12 protein-coding genes and 1 pseudogene are annotated in these 16,536 nt (G+C 42.6%); 6 read left to right on the top strand and 7 right to left on the bottom strand.

Annotated elements, in window-relative coordinates:
* The 5 genes from QZZ43_RS14685 to QZZ43_RS14665 all read left to right on the top strand — a co-directional run.
* On the top strand, window positions 1-985 hold a 985-nt coding region (locus tag QZZ43_RS14685), incomplete at its 5' end, for a hypothetical protein (protein ID WP_291860975.1).
* 281 nt (window positions 986-1,266) lie between these two features.
* Window positions 1,267-1,773 carry a YfiR family protein gene (locus QZZ43_RS14680; protein ID WP_291860972.1) on the top strand — a complete coding sequence of 169 codons (507 nt, stop codon included), beginning with the start codon at window positions 1,267-1,269 and terminating at the stop codon, window positions 1,771-1,773.
* Window positions 1,774-1,931: 158 nt separating this feature from the next.
* Complete coding sequence (locus QZZ43_RS14675) at window positions 1,932-4,346, top strand: TonB-dependent siderophore receptor (RefSeq protein ID WP_291860969.1); 2,415 nt, start codon at window positions 1,932-1,934, stop codon at window positions 4,344-4,346.
* 292 nt (window positions 4,347-4,638) lie between these two features.
* Complete coding sequence (locus tag QZZ43_RS14670) at window positions 4,639-5,151, top strand: YfiR family protein (RefSeq protein WP_291860966.1); 513 nt, start codon at window positions 4,639-4,641, stop codon at window positions 5,149-5,151.
* Between the two features lie 293 nt (window positions 5,152-5,444).
* On the top strand, window positions 5,445-6,698 hold the full coding sequence (locus QZZ43_RS14665; protein ID WP_291860965.1) for a dockerin-like protein: 1,254 nt from the start codon (window positions 5,445-5,447) through the stop codon (window positions 6,696-6,698).
* 101 nt (window positions 6,699-6,799) lie between these two features.
* Here QZZ43_RS14665 and QZZ43_RS14660 read toward each other — a convergent pair whose 3' ends face one another.
* The 7 genes from QZZ43_RS14660 to QZZ43_RS14630 form a co-directional block, all read right to left on the bottom strand.
* Window positions 6,800-8,287 (bottom strand): WG repeat-containing protein, encoded by a 1,488-nt coding sequence (locus tag QZZ43_RS14660; protein ID WP_291860963.1) that lies wholly within the window; start codon window positions 8,285-8,287, stop codon window positions 6,800-6,802.
* A gap of 97 nt (window positions 8,288-8,384) precedes the next feature.
* Window positions 8,385-9,311: an outer membrane beta-barrel protein gene (locus tag QZZ43_RS14655; protein ID WP_291860959.1), complete on the bottom strand. Its 927-nt coding sequence runs from the start codon at window positions 9,309-9,311 to the stop codon at window positions 8,385-8,387.
* 192 nt (window positions 9,312-9,503) lie between these two features.
* Window positions 9,504-10,967 (bottom strand): oligosaccharide flippase family protein, encoded by a 1,464-nt coding sequence (locus QZZ43_RS14650; protein WP_291860956.1) that lies wholly within the window; start codon window positions 10,965-10,967, stop codon window positions 9,504-9,506.
* A gap of 9 nt (window positions 10,968-10,976) precedes the next feature.
* Entirely contained in the window at window positions 10,977-11,882 is a 906-nt protein-coding gene (locus QZZ43_RS14645) for a glycosyltransferase (protein WP_291860953.1), read from the bottom strand.
* Window positions 11,879-13,027 (bottom strand): polysaccharide pyruvyl transferase family protein, encoded by a 1,149-nt coding sequence (locus QZZ43_RS14640; RefSeq protein ID WP_291860951.1) that lies wholly within the window; start codon window positions 13,025-13,027, stop codon window positions 11,879-11,881. Before QZZ43_RS14640 ends, QZZ43_RS14645 begins: the two co-directional genes overlap by 4 nt.
* Window positions 13,028-13,034: 7 nt before the next feature.
* Entirely contained in the window at window positions 13,035-14,132 is a 1,098-nt protein-coding gene (locus tag QZZ43_RS14635) for a nitroreductase family protein (RefSeq protein ID WP_291860948.1), read from the bottom strand.
* A gap of 210 nt (window positions 14,133-14,342) precedes the next feature.
* The gene (locus tag QZZ43_RS14630; protein ID WP_291860945.1) at window positions 14,343-15,737 is read right to left on the bottom strand and encodes a polysaccharide deacetylase family protein; all 1,395 of its coding nucleotides are present in this window, start codon (window positions 15,735-15,737) and stop codon (window positions 14,343-14,345) included.
* Between the two features lie 555 nt (window positions 15,738-16,292).
* Between QZZ43_RS14630 and QZZ43_RS14625 the strand changes: the two are divergent.
* Window positions 16,293-16,536: pseudogene (locus QZZ43_RS14625) on the top strand (transporter); the annotation flags it as partial.

Genomic DNA, 16,536 nt, shown 5'->3' with positions numbered 1-16,536 from the left:
TCCTATCGAAAAAGAGTTTCACTCCCAATCTTTTGACCAGAAACTTACCGGAATCCCCTTGTTCAAAAATTTTGTAACGGCCGTCAGTGATGCACGCATCAAATATATCCAGGGTCCCGATTACCGCTATTTCGATGACACTGTTGCACAATATGAATACCTCAAAACTTCAGCCGAATTATCAAGAGGAACAAAACAGGAATTCTTTCTTGCCTCCACTTATTCCGAAATAGAAATGCTTCTACAACAGCATCCTTCGGCCCTTATCGGATTTATTTCCATCGAAGGAGCCAATGTATTCTACCCCACTAAAGAAGTTAGAAAAGAGCATATAAACCAGGTTCTGATAAATATTGAAACCGTCAAAAACTGGGAACATCCCCCATTGATGATATCGCTTGCACATCATTTCTACAATGGTTTTGTATCGCATGAAGAAAGCCTTGTTAAAATGGTCAGGAATTTAGGCAACATTGATCAGTCCAAAGGATGCAATGAAGAGCTGTCGCCTATCCCGGGGTTTCATTATTATACTGCCGAAGGTATCAGTGTTATAGACAAGTTGCTGGATAATTCATGCGGTCGCCGCATTCTCATTGATCTGAAACATATCGATTACCGAGGCCGCTGTGAATATTACCAATATATAAAAAAGAATTACAACAACGAAGTGCCTGTGGTATTTTCACATGCCGCCGTTGGTGCTGAAACAGAGGAGGGATGGTTTAACACCTGGACCATCAACCTAAATAATGACGACATCAAAGCCGTTTGGGAAACCAGGGGATTAATCGGTCTGGAACTGGACCAAAGACTTCTGGGATTTAATGAATACGTTACATATTGCAAAGATAACGACCTGAGAATAAGACGTCAGGACCCACATTTTAATGCGGCACTAATATGGAATGCGGCCAAATACATAGCCAACGAATGTGCAGGCATATTGCACAACACCAACGGAGAGAAGCGCACAAATGCCTAGAGTTGCATTTGCATTGGCAGTGATTTTGACGGACTCATCAACCCTGTTAACGGATATCCTACCCTCCGGTATTTCAAAGAATTAGAGAAGCAACTTATCATCTACGCAAAGGAATTCCTGAATGAACCTTCCAGACTACTTCACAGGTATTCCGCTTCATCAGCTGAAGAGCTGATTGAAAGCATCATGACCACCAATGGAATGCAATTTCTGAAAAGAAATTACCAAAAAACCCAAACCTCGGCCAACGCCTCATTTTTTAAACCAAAACCTGTTTTATCATGAAGAAGATTGTATTTGCTTTATTGATGTGTTTAATGATGACTTCATCGGCAAACAGTCAGATGTCTCAGTTTAAGGCACTCTTCCTGTTCAACTTTGCCAAGAATGTCAACTGGCCCGGGCAATCCCCTGGCTCCAACTTTGTCATCACGGTTATCGGGAATGATGAATTGGCGGCTGAGTTAAAAGGGCTGGCAAAGATCAGGAAAATCAACAACAGCACTCTTGTTATCAGAGAAAGCCAGAGTGCCGAAGAAGTAGGGGATTCACATATCATTTACCTCTCATCAACCCAAAGTAGTCTGATGCCCATTGTTGCGTCTTATCAGAAAGGAAAACCGGTACTTATTGTAGCCGATAAGCAAGGGCTTTGCAATCAGGGAGCCGGAATTAGCTTCTTTACATCCGGCGGAAAATTAAAATTCGAAATTTGTCCCAGAAATGTGGAAACCAATGGATTGAAATTATCGCAAAAGCTAATTGCACTTGGAAGTCTGGTTCAATAAACCGGATACCAAAAAAAGATTTCAAGCTGTCACGGTACAATAAAAAAACAAAACAATGAAACGAGCATGGAGTTGTTCTTGTTCAAACTCCAAAAAATTCCATCAAAATATGGACTTGCGAGTTCCATCAGACCAATAACTTTGAAAATTCTATACTGATGAAAAAGATATTATTCCTTTTACTTTTTATTCTGGCATCGATTTCCGGTTTTGCACAGGAACCACAAAGCGGGGAGATGACACGCGAACAGGTACTTGATATGTCTGTTGATGATTTGTCGCAGTTACCTTTGGAAGATTTGATGACCGCCATGGATTTAATGGGCGTATCAAGCATGGAAGAACTCACAAACCTTCTCATAAACAAAGGTATGAGCTCTGCATCCAAACGTGTGGAAAATGCTTTTGACTCCCCCCTTTCATCTACCGCACTTACTAGGGAAGAAATTGAGATGTCGGGAGCCACAACCATTGAAGAAGCACTTCGCCTTATTCCCGGAATCATTGTTCGCGAAAAAACCAATGGCAATTATGATATTCACATCAGGGGTCTGGACAACCTGCCCGATAAAAACATGTTAATCTATTCAGAAAATACCAACACCCTGCTGATGATTGACGGCCGTCCGGTATTTAATTATGTACATGGAGGTATTGTGTGGGAAACCCTGCCGGTAGGTTTTGCTGACATTGAACGAATCGAAGTTGTTCGAGGCCCGTCCAGTGCACTCTATGGCCCCAATGCTGTGAATGGGGTGATTAACATTATCACCGCCGACACCAATGAGGATTCACCTTTGGTTTCTGGTTCAGCACAGGTTGGAACACAAAACACATACACAGGAAACATTGCTCTTCGCCAGGACCTGGGAAATGGTTTCACCACAGCGGTAACATCCAATTACCAACATCGTGAGCGAGAAACAGAAGAAATCTTTGTTTTTGGAAAAGAAAACATGTCGCTGCCTGATAATTCAGGGGGAAGAGCCATATTCAATAAAGGTCGCTTCTTTTCACTGGAGCAATATCAAAGACTCGTTGATGCCAATGGATTACCTGTTGCCGACCCCCTTGATGACATTAATGAATTATTCGCGGAACCCGGTCTGGCCCGGGAGAACTATGGAATTAACGGATATGTGAGCTACGATCCGGACTTTGATGCAAGCTTCCAGCTAAGTGGAGGATACCAAAACTCTTATGTCAACACATCCACTCTCGGTGACCCGCCAACATCACTGGGCGGTCGCAAGTCAAACACCTGGTATGGAAATCTGGAAGCAGCCATTGGTCGACTGAAACTACAAACTAATTACACAGGCGGAACCCAGAACTTCGCTACCGGTGACCAGGGATTCAAAATCGACATGAGCCAGTTCAATGCTTCAGCAGAATTTGACTGGCAGTTAAAATCACTCAATCTACGCCCGGGAGTAAGTTACCAGAGTGCAGCCTACGACGATTCTCCATACCTGAAAGGCGATGAAAGCGGATACCTGAATGGTAAAAAAGATCTGAACACAGTTGCTGCCAGCTTACGTGCAGACTATTTAGCTTTTGGGAAACTCAGACTCGTTGCTGCACTGAGGGCTGAAAAATATAATTTCCCTGATAAACTGTATAGCTCATGGCAGTTTGCCGGTACATTGCCCCTGGGCGATAGACAAAGAATCCGGGCTGTTTATTCACGGGCCAACCGCTCATCTTTCATCATTAACTCGCATTCCAATTATACATGGGATCGTGAAGGCAGGATGCCTCCCCGGTTTATCCATTTTGCCGGAAATGAAGATTATGACCTGATGACGATAGATATGATTGAACTGGGTTACCGGGTTCGTCCCGCAAATAACATCGTTATAGAAGCGGAGTTGTTTGGATCAGACAGTAGAAATTATGGCGCCCTCATGCCCACTTCAACAACCCTGAATCTGTCTCCGGAAATTTTCCAATATGCCGACAATCCTATAATGATGCTGTTGGCAACCCAGCCCAAGGTGGATATTGTTTATCAAAACTCAGGTGTTGATGCGCGACAAATCGGTGCATCTGTAAGCCTCGACTGGGTGCTATCCTCAAAGTTTATTGCCAAGATGCATGCTACCTGGCAAAAGACCACCCTGCAGGATTACAGCAATACTACCCGTGATGAAATTATTGAAATGCAAATGATGTCGCTTGCAGAACAAATTGAACCCAATGCCATGAACATCATGACCGGGCAACTGACTGAACTTAGCACATCAATTAAACCAACAGGTTTGCAGGATGACGTTGAACACAAAAGCACCCCGTCACTCTTTGGTATGATAAACCTTATTTACAAGCCTTTGGAGAAAGTGGAGCTCTCAAGCTATGCCTACTATCTTTCAGAACAAACCTTTGTCAATCAATACGCAAATGAAACCATTGATCCCAAATTAATTCTGAATGCTCAGGCAACCTATAAATTCAACAAGTATGCAAGTTTTTTCCTAAATGCCCGCAACTTGTTAAATGACAACTCCAATGAGTTCGCATTTATGGATAATATCGGAGGTATATACCTTGCCGGGTTACGATTCTCTTATTAATAGCTTAACCGAAACAGAAAAAAGGGACTATTGCCGGAGAGTGGCAATAGTCCCTTTTTCATTCTCCAAACAATCTTCTATTCTTCGACGCAATCGTCCAAAACACTCAACACCAGTTCAATATACAAAAACCATTGACCAATAAGCGTTTTTTTTAGATAAAAAATGTATCAACAACACATCAATATCCGTAAAACATCATTAAGACCTTCAAGTTCCCCAAAACCGGAATCAATTCAGATCCACTGATGAGATTCCGACATAAGCAGTTGAAACAATAAAATCTATCACTATGAAACACAGGTTACTGCTATTGTCGTTGGTTTTGGCACTCACCTCCATTTCTGCTTCGGCTCAGATGTCAAAATTCAAGGCATTGTTTTTATTCAATTTTGCCAAGAACATAAGCTGGCCCGAAAATTCCACCGAAAAATATTTTCTTGTCACCGTAATAGGCGACAACGAACTTGCCTCTGAACTAAAAGAACTGGCGAAAGTTCGAAAAGTCGGAGCACAACAGATGATTGTCAAAGAAGCGTCAACGGTTGATAAACAAATGGACAATTCACAAATCATTTATCTGGCACAAAGTAAAAGCAGCCTCATGCCAATGCTTGCCTCATTCCAAAAAGGGAACTCCACGCTTCTTGTCGGGGCAAATGACGGTCTTTGTGCACAGGGTGCCGGGATCAGTTTCGTTATAGCAGGAGGAAAACTAAAATTCCAGATTTGCCCGGGAAACATTAAAGAACACGGGTTGACCCTTGCCCAAAAACTTGTTTACCTTGGAATTGAAGTTCAATAATCCAGCGGAGACAATTACAGACTTCAGCTCTCATCAGAGATGAGTAGTAACAAACATCTCATCCTAAAACCTTTTATCGGATAGCAGCATTAAAGCATTAGTGCTTTTTAACAATCACGCCCGAAAACAGCCCCACTTTACTGATATTTTTCACCTTTTTAATTTATTTTTTTCACTCTGTTAAAGAAATATACTCTCTTTAGCCGAAATTATCCCCCGAAAGTCAGCCGACAGTCGCTAATTTAGTATTCATTCAATAATTCAAATTTATCCTAACAAAAACCACTTGACCAATGAGAAAGAAATTTACTCTGCCAGCCCTTATTCTGGTAATTTCAATGCTGTTCGTTTACAGCGCAATGGGATGGGCACAAAATGGAAACCCTTGCGATTTGGCCGACGACAACCGGTTTTGCGGCGGAGACGGATGTAACATCCCCGAACTTCCCTCATTCAGTGAACTAACGGAGAATTCATATTTGCCGGATCCCTTTGAGTTTATGGATGGCTCAAGAGTGACAAACAAGGCGGACTGGGAATGCCGTCAGGCGGAAATCTCGGCTTTGGCACAGAAGTTTCAATACGGATACAAACCCTGCATCGATTTTGAAGCCACAACAGGCTCGTTTAGTGGAAGCACGATTACCGTCACCGTGGAAGAAAACGGACGAAACATCAGTTTCGATTGCAGCGTATCCTATCCCACCAATGGAATAGCACCCTACCCGGCAGTCATTGGTATAGGATATTCATTCCTGAACAACCAGCAACTACTGGATATGGGTGTGGCCATTATCAGCTTCCCACAAGATGAAATTGCACTCCAGGACAATGCAGGTTCCCGCGGAACCGGAAAATTTTATGATCTCTACTGCAACACCCATTCAGCAGGTGCTATCATGGCTTGGTCGTGGGGTGTGAGCAGATTGATTGATGCCATCGAAAAGACTCCTGCGGCCAATATTGACCCTTTACACCTTGCCGTAACCGGATGCTCCAGAAACGGAAAAGGAGCGCTCGCTGCCGGTGCATTCGATGAACGAATTGCACTGACCATTCCTCAGGAGTCAGGTTCGGGAGGAACTGCCAGCTGGCGTGTTTCCGACTATCAGGGATCAAATGTACAGCGGTTGAGACAAATTGTTACTGAGAACTGCTGGTTCCGCAAAGACTTTGACCAGTTTAGTACCGCTGTGAATAAAGTACCGTTCGACCACCATTCTATCATGGGGTTGTGTGCTCCACGTGGATTACTGGTTATTGAAAACACTTCCATGGACTGGCTGGGCAATTTAAGTACCTGGACAGCCGGAAATGCAGCACAGAAAATATGGCAGGCGCTGGGCGTTCCAGACAACATGGGATTCTCGCAGGTTGGCCACAGCGACCACTGCGGATTACCGAAATCACAGGAACCCGAGGTGGAAGCTTTCGTCAGAAAATTCCTGCTTGAAGACGAAAGTGTAAACACCACCATCATGAAAACCGATGGCAATTTTACATTCAATGAAGACAAATGGATAAACTGGTCAGTACCCAACCTTTGAACCGACTATGAGAACAAACCAATGCCGGGGAAAAACAACTTTCTCCGGCATTTTTGTTTGACAAAACCACAAAACAACGCTCCATCAAGCCAAAGGCCTCATCAATCGAAATGAAACTTGATACCTACAGAGAAAGGATATAGTTCGGGCCCTTCTCCTGTTTTAAACATGGGTTCGGGGTAATAAGTGGCATAAACAGAAAAATCACCATAACCCACCTGTCCCATAAATCCATAGCGGAAAGTAGGCATCCCCATGTCGCCCCGTTTTTTCTTCTTCTCTTCTCCGTTTCCATCATCAAATACAACTTTTGTGTGGGTTTGTAAACGTACGCCCCCAACGACTCCACCCGACAGAAAGAGATCATTATGGTTTCGCCTGTTTGGAATCTGAATTTCAGCCATCACCGGAATGTTCACATGCATCATCATCAGCTTACTCTTGGAGATGGATGCTTCTGCACCAATTTCCGGAAACCAGTCATTACCGGGTGCTTCAACTTCAGAAATATTTTCAATCTGGAACCGGTAATTGTTGTATTGAAGACCAATACCGGTAGTGAGTCCAAACCAACTGCCAAGAAGACGAATGCTCTCCTGCCAGGGATAAATAATTACTTCCACCGATTTAGTTTGATTCAAGGACATAAAAGCATAGCCATCAGGCATTTCTTCCTTCAAATCTGAATCGAGATATCCATTTAAGGCAAGTCCGACACCACTAAGGTGCCCGTCAAAATACCTGTGGTTTCTTCGGTGTCTTGAGATATTTACGCCTTCCCCGTCATGACGAATATCGATGTAATCTTTCTCAATACGAAGACGATAGTTCTGTTTATCTTCTTCTTCATTTTCCTCTGGATCCACATATTTCTTTTCAGGTTTATGGGTAATTCCCAGAATTTGCCCCTGCCGGTCAACTGTCAAATACTCACCGTCGGTAATCACAACCGTTGTATCTCCGTCAAAAGGCAACACATCATCATAGATGGCAGGGATTACTTCATTTCCCTGCTCATCAATAAATCCCATATTCCCGTCACGGATAACCCGTGCCCGGTTATTCTGAAAAGCCTGAATATCCTGGTAAATAGGTGGAACAATAATTTGTCCATTGGTAGCGAAAAAGCCGGTAAGACCATCTTTTATTACTTTAATCCTGCCATTGCGTGGTGCCCACACATGTTGAAATTCGCAAGGAACCACCATTAACCCGTCCTTATTCACAAAGCCGAACTTCCTGTCTTTCATCACTTTTGCCAGACCATCCTCGAACTCCCATATTTGGTCGTACTCAGCAGGTAGGATGATACCTTTTTGCAGGTGATACAGCCCGGTTTTCATATTCAAAAGCACCCGGATGTAATTATCCTTATTAGGTGTCCACACCTGGTCGAATCTACAAGGTACAACCACCCGTCCATCCTTCTGCACAACACCTATCTGTCCGCTTTCCATTACCCGATAAAGACCGGGCTGCATTTCCCAGAAACGGTCGTACTTCTGCAAAACCGAATCGGGATTTTGGTTTTGGCTGAAGAGGCTTGTTGCCACAAGCACCATCAAAAGGAACAAAGAAAATTGTCTCATATCTCTATTTCTGCTGAATTAGAAAACTCCTATTTACAAGTTGTGATGAAACAACGGTGTTTTAAAACTGTCACCCTGCTTCATAACAACGCTTATTTTAAAAATGAACCAGTGTCACCCCCACCGTCCAGGGATAAACTTCCGGGCCACGGCCCGATTCAATCAACGGAGTCATGTCGCATTTGGCATAGAGGTTTATCCACTTATACCCCACTTTGGCCATCATTCCGTATTTAAAAGTATTAATGTTGTAATCATCGCGGCCTTTTTCTTTCTCTCTGTTTCCATTTTCGGAGTATACAACTTTAGTATGCGATCCCAACCTAAAACCGCCATAAACCCCTGCAGAGATAAAGAAATCCTTATCGCCGGTACGGGCGGGCAACTGAAATTCCAGCAGCACCGGAACGGTTAGATAACTGGTGACCAACTTATTTTTCTCCACATTACGCTGCGCCACACTGTAGGTAGTAAACCCGTCATCATCACGAATCATGATGTTTTGACTATCGAAACGGTAGTTGTTAATGGTCCATCCCAATCCGGTGACAATACCGAAATTGTCCTTTTCATTTTGCAACCCGATGCTGTACTGAACAAGGTTCATTCCTACAGATACTGACTTTCCACTATTCAAATCCATCCATCGACCATCAGAGGGTAATTCCGAATCAAATGGCGTGGAAAAGAAATTGGTCAGCCCCAGATCAAAACCTGCCCAATGCCCTTTAAAATCAGTTCGCGGTTCACGCACCACCTGAATGCGTGTATGGTGTCCCGGTTTATCAATAACTTCGTAACGCCTGCGTCCAATGGTGATTTTGGTGATGGTATCATTCATCTCATCCACTTCCACATCCCCGCCGGGAAATTTCACCCTTGTTCGGTGTGCTTCCTCCTCAACCGAAACAATATTGGTTAGTTTTCGGGAGTTTTTTAAAGTATCCTTCTGCGAAAAAACATGCCCGGGTAGAATCAATAAAAAAACCCAAACAAAAATGCTGTATCGAATAACTCGTCTCATATCTTAAAGTTTTCTGGAAATTAATATTATTGTTTAAAGCTGTAACAGGCCTGTTTTGATTTTGAGACGAAGACCATACCCGAATTGTTACAGGAATAGAAATTAATATTTCGGCTGGCATCCGACCAAGGAGGTGTTATTGCCCCATAACCATAAAACGCCTGTCAGCAAGGTGGAGAGAAGACCCTTTTTTCAACGATTCCGGATGTTTCTGTACAGACTGCCGGCTTCTTTGATTTCGTCACGATTGATATGCCCGGTGACAAACAAAACCAGAACAAAAGCAAGAACAACAGCCAGTTTAAGCAACATTCCGCTAAAAAATGGGAGCTCAAACAACTGCATTCCGCCCCAGGCCATAAGGCACCAGATAATAATAAGCAACAAATTGCGCCAGCGGGAAAACTTAATCTCCTCCACTTTTCCGGCTTCACTAAAAAACCATATCAGCGCGAATAGCTGCGCCACCACGGTAGAAATGGAAGCTCCCATTTTCCCGATCCAGGGCACCAGTAAAAAGTTACCTGCAACATTAATCACCGCACTGATAACCAAAATCATAGAAATCCTCCTAGTGCGTTTGTGTTTATTCAGAGGCAACGCAAAAAGTTGTCTAAGTCCGGAAAAAATCATTCCCAACATCAATACGGGAACAATAATAACCGATGTCTGAAAAAACTCACTCCCCATAGATACAACATAAATAATTTCGGGCGAAAAAAGCACTACCGCTAATCCGCCAAGAGTTATAAGCACTGTGAAATACCGAACAATTCGCTGATAAAACAAGCTGCTGTTTTCGGAGTGAAGTGTTTTAAAATAGTAATTGGTAAATCCGGTAAGAACAGATGCTATTACCACCACCTGAATCAGATTGGAAATTTTGAAAGCCATACTATAACCTGCTACTTCACTCAGGTTTTGATACTGGTTAATGATGTGGCGGTCGCTCAGCGTAAGAATGGTGGTGAGAATATTGCTGATGGCCAGTGGCAATCCGTATTGCAATAGTTTGCGAAGAACATCGGAACGAAATTTGAAAGAGAAATTACGCCAAATCAGGGGAGCCATGGGCAGGAAAGTAAAAAAATGTGCCACGAACTGTCCCAGATAAATGCCCTTCAGTCCCAGGTCGAAAAACTCCAGAAAGACAAAAGAGAATATCAGCACCAATATAATATTCATTGAATACCAAGCCGTTTGCTGTGCGGCCTTTTGCTGAATCCTCAGCATAAAGAAAGGCATATCAAAAAGCAATCGAAACAGCGTTCCCAAGGAAAAATAAAGGATAATGTCAGCGGAAATTTCAGTTTTAAAAATGCCTCCGCTAAAAAAGAAAAGGATTGCACCAATCAGGATGACCGCAAGAATACTGCTGACAAAATTGAAGACATAAGCGGTAAAAAAAAGCTGCTTTTGCTCAGTACGTGTCTTAAACTCATGGTACCATCGCGAAAAACCAGCCCTTACGCCCCACCCCGACAAAATCATTATGAATTGTGCAATGGTCTCAAATAGCGAAACGATACCAAATTCTTCTTCCGAGATGTATTTCAGATACAGAGGAATCAGCAAAACTCCGCTCAGTTTGGAGAGGATATTGCCGACACTGTAGATGGCCGACTGTCGAAAAACAAAACGGGTTTGATTCTGCATAGTCCAAAATTAGCGGATACGCTGTAAATAGCGGGCTATTTTTATTTTATTAATGATTTGCCGATAAAACGAAGGTCGGTAAAAATCACGAAATGCCTTGCTGATTTCAGGATTTTCGTACGCTGGTTTTGGCTGCAATATTTTTTCGGAGAGTTGGGAGAGGTACTTTCCGGAACTTTTCATGTGTGTTCCGGTACCATCGGCACCCACATTACGCACCAGCGATTTTACGGGGTAGATATTGGTTCTGCCTTCCTTAAAGCATGCCTGATTAAACCGCACGGCCCACGACCCAATTTTTCCAGTCTGCTGTTTCAGCAACATCACCGGAAGGTCTTTTCCCTGGTAGTTCAGTTTTTTTACCGCATTTTTATTACTGATAAAAGAGTCAAAATCCTTCACATCCCAATCTACCCTGTTCCAACGATCGCGCCAGGTACCCCACCCCCAGGAATTGATGCGCGGAAACCGAAAAGCCTCTGCCCGATATCCATCAGGAATAGCAACAGGCGGACAGTAGCCGGATACAGAAAACACATCCTGATCATCAGCATACATAGAAAGTCCCCTGTTCAAAAAATCCAGAAAAAACGGAGAAGTTTCCAAATCATCTTCCAACACGATACAGGCAGAGTTTTCTGCCAAAACAGCGCTAACACCATTTACAATGGAGGCAGCAAGCCCCTGGTTATGGCCATTCTCGACAATGCGAATCTTTTTAAACCCCTGCACACTTTCAAGAACCTTCCGTACCGCCCCAACCAAAGCCCGATCCTTATCGCCGGCAGGGCCATCAGAGAAAAACCAAACCTCACTCGCCTCTGCTTCCCTATTTTGTTGAAGAGCTGCAATAGTGCGACTCAGGTGGTCTGGTCGATTGTAACAAAAAACAGCAATGGGAAAAGGCTGACTCATGATTTAAGGTTGATATGGTTCCAGAAATTATTGAGGCGGATTTCCTGCAGCCGAGTGGAAATACTTTCAGTTAAATTTTCCTTTTCATACACCAGCCCCTCCACAAACGATGACATATCATAATCCTCAATTCTTCGATGCTGCAAATCTATCAGATGAGCACTAATGCCAAAAAGCTGAGCCAAATACCGGTATTTTCCTGCCCATCCAATCATCAAAAGCGGTTTTTTGCAAATCAGGGCATGAACAGCACCGTGATAACGTGCAGAAACGACAAACCGGGCTTTGGAAATTAGTTCAATAAGAGCTTCAATTGAATAATCTGAACTATCAACTATCAATGAGCTATGCGATATCAAACCACTAATACTCCTACACAATTTTTCATCATCACGGCTGTGTCTGACAATTCTCACCACAAGTCCTTTTTCGAGAAAACCCTTTATAATGTCAGTAAAGAGCCAGACGACCTTGTCAGGTTCGGAGAAGTTGAATAACTGCCTGTTTGGAATCACAATCACTTCGTCTCCCGAATGCAATTCAATATTCAAGTCTCTTTGCAACACTATATCAGATGAAAGCAGGCAGGGATTTTTTCGGACAGACTTAAGATCTTTGAGTCCTTCCGGTTCACGTGCAAAAGCAAGTTCAGGATAGTTGAGTAAGGACTGCCCCCACCATTTAAAAAAAAGCTTTTTAACTCCCACAAAATTAAAGGGACCAAAACTCTGAGGGAGCAACCAGACAGGAACTTTGCTTTTTCGTGCAAGCCCAAATGGCAGCAAATAGGCCACGCTCCACAAAAGTGGCTGGTTGTGAGCGCTCAATCCATAACCGCTAATATCGAACAATGCGGATGCCTCAGCAAACATTTTTTTTATTTCTTTTTCATCATCGCTTATGCTTTTACGACGAAAAACCAATTTCAGAAAAGGAAAGGAGATCCGAAAAAGGGTGCGCACATGCATATTGACAATTCTAAAATCATATTCCGTTTTTTCGGAAGCGGTTTTAACAGGGAACAGATCAACCAAAACAGGCTCATATCCCGGGAAATTCTTCCTGATTCCGCTCACCGTGGCCATCAACATGGACTCGGCTCCTTTGTTAATGAAATTTCCTCCTATAATTAGAATTGTCTTCATTTAATTTCTATTTTTCAGGAACATGAAATTTCAGCAGTTCCGAAACCTCTTTGCGAACCGAACATGCAACCAACCCTGTTTCAGCAGCTTCTCCCATTGCAATCAACATCACGGGTCGTTCAAATTTTTCAAGTGCAACAATTTTTCTCAAGGCCCTTTCGGATTTCTTAATATCGGCCCAATTGATGGGACATGATGAGATGCCCAGACTCTCCAGCGCAAGCATAAAAATCATGGAGGCAAGACTACCATCAATATACATCAGGTGGCGATCGCCGGGTGAGGGAGAAACACTGGTGCTACCCACCACAATAGCCAAAGCCGGAATTCCCTCAGCAAAAGAACGGGCTCCACCCGCCAGATTGCTCACTGCCACAACGCTCTTCTTATCCTCGAGTACAACAAAACGAAATGGCTGCCGGTTGCACGAACTGGGTGCAGTGGAAGCCATCCGAACCGCCTTTTCAACATTTTCACGGGAGGGAATACTGTCCGGCACAAAGCTTCGAACTGATTTCCGAACATTCAAAAGTCCCTGGAAATGGTTAAAGGCATCGGCATGAGGATGAGATTTCACATAAGGCAACTTGCTTTGATTCGGATTGTTTTTGAAATAAACAACACCTTTAAAATATTCATAAGCCTGCTCAATTTCAGGGACTTGGTCAACGATATTAAAATATTCATTCAATATATCAAAAGCCCAGTCGTTCACCTCCGCGGAGGCATTTTGTGCAACCGAAGCCGAAAACTGCCCTACCGTTTCTCTGATAAAATCGAGCCCAAAAACTTTCTTTCGTTCTTCGGCCATTATTCCTTTTTCGAGCCGGTGAATGTTACGTCGCAACAGGGACTCGTTAAAAACAGGTCCTTTGCTTCGTTGCAAGTATATAAAACGCCCATTTATGTACTGCCGCATCTCTGCACTAAAAGTGGAGGAGAAAAAAGCAAAATAAAAGCGTCGCAACACCCCGGATTTATTCAACAAAGGCAAAACAAACAACAATTCTGCTTCAGCCTTAACTGTCATCCATTTTAAAAATGCTTTTTGAGCAACATCAAGCAGCCCTGCTTTTTGAAGAATATTTTGAAGGTGTTTTCCCATTGTCAATTATTCAATAACCATTACAAAGATAAAAGGAATTTGAACCACATAAGAAACATCAGGTAATAAAAAGGGATATAGGCATGATGGCTCTTAGCTCTTGGCTCTTAGCTCTTAGCTCTTGGCTCATAGCTCTTGGCTCTTAGTTTCTCACCAGCAGGAGAAAAACAGGTAGGACGGTCTCTTTGCAAGCAAAGCAGCAGAGCCCCATTATGCATTAAATTCCTCCCTCTCTTCCATCAGTTGCTTCCCGGTAAGAACCTTAGGATTCTCTTCCATTATTTCTTCAAGTAAAGTTTCATAAAACACTGTCACTCCATTATATTCGTATTCGCTTAACCGACAATTGTGCCATAACAACGAAAAAAGTCCCCCAAACTTCTTTGCTTCTTCGATGTAATGGGAAACAGATTTTTTGAGTGGTTCGAAACCTTCCCTTCGGTATTGTAAAACCGAGACCTCCATCATCACCAGGGGAATTTCCCATATTTTCATCATCCGATCTTTTTCGAAATCGTAGGGATGAAATGGGTAACAGTAACCGTTCCGATAACCATCCTGCTCAGCAAAACCAAGTGAGGTATCATATTTAAGCCCTGCCGACTCCTGGATAGTAAATGTTTCAGGCTGGAAGAACCGAAGGTAATGCTGACGAATTCCCACCGGCGATTCTCCGAGAATTTTTGAAAGATCATTCTTTTGTTTTACCAGATTCTCCCGGTCTGCCACCGAGCGCATAGTTCCATGAAGTCCAACTTCAAATCCCCCTGATTTAAGTTCTTTGATTAAATTCTTTATCTTTTTGAAATGAAATTTGTAAAGCGAATTATCAAAGCGGTCTTCCTGTTTCAAAAAGAAAAATGTTGACCGAATCCCCAAACGCTTTTCCAGGGCAACGATCCAATCAAAATTCCACCATGGATCTTCCTTTCTAAAAGGATTTATTCGAAAAATAATACCTTCAAAAATCAGCTTTATAGTTTTGGAACGACTGTAATGAAGAGGGGCTAACCCAAGAAACTGCTTAACTTTAAAGAGGATGCGGAATGGATGATGAAAAGAAATCCGATCCACGTCATGGCTCAGCACAAAACCCAGGTTATCAAACAATCTTTTGCGCCGAAAAGGCAGACTGTTCTCGGTTGCAAAAGACTCAAGCCCTTGCACCAGCATCTCCATGTAGTAATTGACCAATGGCAAATGCACACACCCAAGCCGGCATTGGAGGGAATAAGCAAAGGGGAACCGGCCGTATCGGTCGCGCTGAGAGACCTCCATTTCCTGCTGACCCGAAAGCAAATAAAAAACAGAAGACAAAAAATCGAACCCGAAAATCAGATTCCCGTTTTCATCAAATCGAAAAAGTTCTTGCTGTGATCCGGAAAAAGGAAAAAGAACCGGAATATTTCTCCCCATAAAAGAGACAAAAGCAGAATCCGGAACACTCGCTTCAGACAATAAAAAAATTATTTTATTCTTAATATTTGACAGAAGTTCATCATTTTCATTTAAAACAATATAATTATCTTTATCTAAAGCTTTAGTCGAAACATGTTGTTTCAAATGAAAAATCACGTAAGCTACCTTATTGGCCGAAAGAAACATATAAACAATTTTGGTGTTTATTCAGAAAAAAACTATTGTCATGTCAATGAAAAGAGATTGCTTCAACACGATTGCAGTGACATCCGGTTCAATGATATTCCCCGGGGGCATTGCGAGTGGAACAAAGCAATCTTTACTTCTCAATTTCCCCGGATACTATAAAAAATAAAAATCCCAAACCGTACCAGAAAAAACTACACAGGAATATCTTGTAACAAAGATACTACACTTCATAAAATAACCGCTCTTTCTGCAAACAAAGCAATTTTCGAGTGAATGGATAGGAATCGGCGAGTAAAATTTATTTTCTTTATTAAATGTCACAAAATGCCACTAGAAAAAACCTAAACACAGAGACGTAAAGGCACAAAGCCTTTAATATCGAAGAGTTGGACACGCCCCTTATTGCATTACAAATAATTTCTAATCAGACATTTGCAATCCTTAAGCGCCAGAATGATGTAGTATTGTAAAGTGGTTAATAAAATTTAACGTCACCTCATTTAAGCTCACAAGGAATAAGCGTAACTTTGCAGCCAACCAAAACTTAAACCAATGGAAATTTTCACCACGCAGTACTTCGGACTCTTTGTAATTATCTGCCTGGGCTTCATCCTCGGAAGCATAAAAATAAAAGGCATCTCGCTCGACATCTCAGCAATTATTTTCGTGGCATTAATTTTCGGGCATTACGGGATGACTATGCCCCCAATCATCGGGAAACTGGGACTTATTCTGTTCATTCACACCATTGGTATGCAAGCCGGCCCGGGTTTTTTTGAATCGTTCAAACAACAAG

The organism is Marinilabilia sp. (assembly GCF_016278715.1).
Lineage (GTDB): Bacteria > Bacteroidota > Bacteroidia > Bacteroidales > Marinilabiliaceae > Marinilabilia.
The sequence above is the reverse complement of the archived record's forward strand: the minus strand, read 5'-3'. Positions and strand labels throughout refer to the sequence as shown.

Bases quoted from the DNA above. Each gene is read 5' to 3' on its own strand.
- QZZ43_RS14640 (WP_291860951.1), bottom strand. From the start codon at position 13,027: ATGAAGACAATTCTAATTATAGGAGGAAATTTCATTAACAAAGGAGCC.
- QZZ43_RS14675 (WP_291860969.1), top strand. From the start codon at position 1,932: ATGAAAAAGATATTATTCCTTTTACTTTTTATTCTGGCATCGATTTCC.
- QZZ43_RS14670 (WP_291860966.1), top strand. From the start codon at position 4,639: ATGAAACACAGGTTACTGCTATTGTCGTTGGTTTTGGCACTCACCTCC.
- QZZ43_RS14680 (WP_291860972.1), top strand. From the start codon at position 1,267: ATGAAGAAGATTGTATTTGCTTTATTGATGTGTTTAATGATGACTTCA.
- QZZ43_RS14660 (WP_291860963.1), bottom strand. From the start codon at position 8,287: ATGAGACAATTTTCTTTGTTCCTTTTGATGGTGCTTGTGGCAACAAGC.
- QZZ43_RS14655 (WP_291860959.1), bottom strand. From the start codon at position 9,311: ATGAGACGAGTTATTCGATACAGCATTTTTGTTTGGGTTTTTTTATTG.
- QZZ43_RS14630 (WP_291860945.1), bottom strand. From the start codon at position 15,737: ATGTTTCTTTCGGCCAATAAGGTAGCTTACGTGATTTTTCATTTGAAA.
- QZZ43_RS14665 (WP_291860965.1), top strand. From the start codon at position 5,445: ATGAGAAAGAAATTTACTCTGCCAGCCCTTATTCTGGTAATTTCAATG.
- QZZ43_RS14650 (WP_291860956.1), bottom strand. From the start codon at position 10,967: ATGCAGAATCAAACCCGTTTTGTTTTTCGACAGTCGGCCATCTACAGT.
- QZZ43_RS14645 (WP_291860953.1), bottom strand. From the start codon at position 11,882: ATGAGTCAGCCTTTTCCCATTGCTGTTTTTTGTTACAATCGACCAGAC.
- QZZ43_RS14635 (WP_291860948.1), bottom strand. From the start codon at position 14,132: ATGGGAAAACACCTTCAAAATATTCTTCAAAAAGCAGGGCTGCTTGAT.